The sequence below is a fragment of the Mycobacterium sp. genome (assembly GCF_049683935.1).
Lineage (GTDB): Bacteria > Actinomycetota > Actinomycetes > Mycobacteriales > Mycobacteriaceae > Mycobacterium.
Window position 1 is genome coordinate 1 of sequence record NZ_JBAUJR010000329.1, and the last position, 3,230, is coordinate 3,230.

Annotated in this window: 2 protein-coding genes and 1 pseudogene; all 3 read right to left on the minus strand. The window is 66.6% G+C overall.

What is annotated here, in order from left to right; all coding sequences use genetic code 11:
• Nucleotides 1-542, minus strand: a pseudogene (locus WA965_RS19520) (hypothetical protein); the annotation flags it as partial.
• A 509-nt stretch (nt 543-1,051) separates the two neighbouring features.
• The gene (locus tag WA965_RS19525) at nt 1,052-2,119 is read right to left on the minus strand and encodes an ABC transporter ATP-binding protein (protein WP_526298479.1); all 1,068 of its coding nucleotides are present in this window, start codon (nt 2,117-2,119) and stop codon (nt 1,052-1,054) included.
• On the minus strand, nt 2,116-3,230 hold a 1,115-nt coding region (locus tag WA965_RS19530; RefSeq protein ID WP_526447963.1), incomplete at its 5' end, for an ABC transporter permease. The genes WA965_RS19530 and WA965_RS19525, both read right to left, overlap by 4 nt.

Consider the following 3,230-nt stretch of genomic DNA (forward strand, 5'->3'; position numbering starts at 1 on the left):
AACAGGAAGCCACCGTTGCCGCCGGCACCGCCCGCGACCGCTGCCACCCGGACACCCTCGTCGTCGGTGAAGGCATCCACGCCGTCACCACCGTCGCCACCGTCTCCGAAGAAGTAGCCACCACTGCCGCCCACGCCGCCGAACGCGCCGTCGCCGCCGTTGCCGCTCAGCAGCCCGCCGCTGCCGCCCCTGCAGTTCACGGTGCAATCCGGATCCAGGTCCAGTGCGTCGAGTCCGTCGCCGATCAACCAGCCACCCGGGCCGATGGCAGGCCGCATCGCGGTCACCTGCGTCACGGCGCCGAGGCCGGCCGAGGAGGAGTTCGAGCCACCCGATCCGAAGAACCACGGGTCGGACTGCGATTCGTCCTGTGCGAGCAGTGTCTCGTTGGACACCAGCTGCACTTCGGCGGTGACGGTCGCCGACTCTTCCTGCGCGGAGGACAGCAGCACGCCGACTCCGACCAGTGCCGCCCCCGAGATTCCTGTGGCGAGATACTGCCTGACCGCCATCCGTGATGCGCGCTTGCAGTGTTTGGACATTTTCTAGAACCCTCCGAAGTAGTGCTGCCAGTCGCAGGCAGATTGCGTCATCCGTGAGACTCTGCTCACGCTAACGTTTTGCTGTATTGCTGAGAAGCGAATATCGAATTGATCTTGAAGCAAACAGAATTCGTAATATATGACGCCGCGTCGAATGGGCGAGGGGTGACTCAGCAGCGCTATCGACGCCGAGGGCGCAATGACGGAGGCGTCAAATCGCATCCGGTGGAGCGCGCGCGGAGTGCAACCAGATCGCTTGGCGGAAAGCCTGTATCGTGTCCCGATCTCGATGTATCCACAAGAATCGCTTCGATCTGCGCGAGGGGTGACATGTCGTATTCGGCAGCGAATTGCTGGTGGCGCCGATACTTCCGCGCACTTCTTATTGTCGCTGGAGCAAACGACGCGAACTAACGGCCGGGGTTCGGAATTGAGTTTGCTGATCGGCATTTCCGACAGGACGGCAAAGGGTTGTGCAGTCCGGTTTGGCTGTCGGCAGTTGAGCTCTCTCAGTGAGTTGATCGCTCAGCGAACGCCACCGCGTCGCCGTCGACCTCGAGGCGCACCGTGGCGCCGACCGCGGGTGGGTTGATGCTGTGCTGGCGAACGGTGATCGGCGCATGACCGTTTCCCAGGGCGACTGTCAACATCACGTCGTGCCCGCGGAACTCCGAAGCCAGCACGGTGGCCGCTCGGCTGCCGGCAGCAGTCTGTTCGGCACCGACGGTGACTGCGGTCAGCTGCTCGGGGCGCAGCATGAGCGTGGCGGGCCCGACAGCAGAGGTGTTGCGTACCGGCAACCGACCGAGCGCGGATTCGGCTGTCTCGCCGTCGACCGTGCAGGGCAGCAGCACGCACTCGCCGAGGAACTCGGCGGTGAACAGATCGTCGGGTGCGCGGTAAACCTCTTCAGGTGTACCGACTTTGGTGAATCGGCCGTCACGCATCACAGCGACCTGGGTGGCGGCCGACAGCGCTTCCTGCTGATCGTGGGTGACCAGCAGTGTGGTCACTCCGGCATCGGCGAGCAGTGCGGTGACCGCCTTGCGGGTCGAGGCCCGCAACCCGGTGTCCAACGCGCTGAACGGTTCGTCGAGCAGCATCAGCGCGGGACGGCGGGCGAGTGCGCGGGCGAGCGCGACACGCTGCTGCTGACCGCCGGAGAGTTCGTGCGGCTTGCGCAGCGCATAGGACTCGTCGAGCGATACCGTGGCAAGCAGTTCGGTCACCCGGGAGTGCGCCCGGCGCGCATTGCCATTGAGTCCGTAGGCGATGTTCTGGCCGACCGTGAGGTGGGGGAACAGGGCACCGTCCTGCGCAACGTAGCCGACGCCGCGACGGTGCGGCGGAGTGCTTCTCCCGGGTGCCGCCACCTCCCGTCCGGAGATGGAAATCGTTCCGGCATCCGGTGTCTCGAAGCCCGCGATGAGTCGCAACAGCGTGGTCTTGCCGCAGCCCGATGCGCCCACGACTGCGGTGATGGTGCCCGCGCCGACATCGAGGTCGATACCGTGCAACACCCGTTGGCCGCCGAACGACTTGGACAGACCAGCCACCTCGACAGCATCGGATGTCACAGCGCAGCCGCCCTCGTCGACTGCCTGAACAGCACCACCGTCACGGGCACCGACAGCGCGACCAGGAGGAACGCGTACGGCGCCGCGCCCGCGTAGTCCAACTCGCTGGACAACGACCAGAACCGCATCGCCAGCGTGTTCGTGCCGGTAGGCGCAAGCAGCAGCGTGGCGGTCAGTTCGGTGGCCACTGCGACGAACACCAGTGAGGCGCCCGCCGCGGCCGCAGGTGCGGTGAGCCGCAACGTGACTCGCAGGAACGTCCAGGTGGGTGAGACGCCCAGGGACCGGGAGGCCTCTTCCATGCTCGGCGGCACCTGGGCCAGTCCGGACCGCAGGTTGACCATTGCCCGGGGCAGGAACAACAGCACATAGGCGGCCAGCGCCAACGTCACCGTCTGGTAGAGCGCAGGCAGGTATCGGATCGCCACCGTCACCAATGCGAGCGCGGTGACGATGCCCGGCATCGAGCTGGTGACGAAGTTGGAACCCTCGACGAAGCGGGCGAAGAAACCGCTGTAGCGCACGGCGACCCACGCGAACGGAAACGCCAGCACCGTCGTCAACGCCGCCGCCGCGGCGGCCAGCGTGATCGTCTGCAGCGCAGAGTCCACGACGCTGCCGTCCAGCCATGTCCGGGGGCCACCCTTCCACAGCCACCGCCCGATGATCCACGTCGGCACGCCGAGGGACAGCACAGCCAGCACCACCACCGCCACGTTGGCCGGAATCATCATGGCGCCCAGCGGGTGTGGTGTCGCGATGCGCTGGGATCCGGAGCCGATCCTGGCGTAGCGGGCACTACCCCGTGCCGCCGCCTCACCGACGATGAGGACCAGGCACAGCACAATCAGCACCCCCGCCAGCGTGCTGCCCGCGGCGCCGTTGAACGTGGCCTGGAACTGTTCGAAGATCGCCGTGGTGAAGGTGTTGAAGCGCAGCATCGCGAAGGCGCCGTATTCGGAAAGCAGATGCACGCCGATCAGCAGCCCACCGCCGAGGACTGCCAGCCGCAGCTGGGGCAGCACCACCCGCCGGAAGGCGGCCGCGGCGCTCGACCCCAGCGCCCTGGCGGACTCCTCGATCGCGGGGTCGAGCCTGCGCAGTGTGGCCG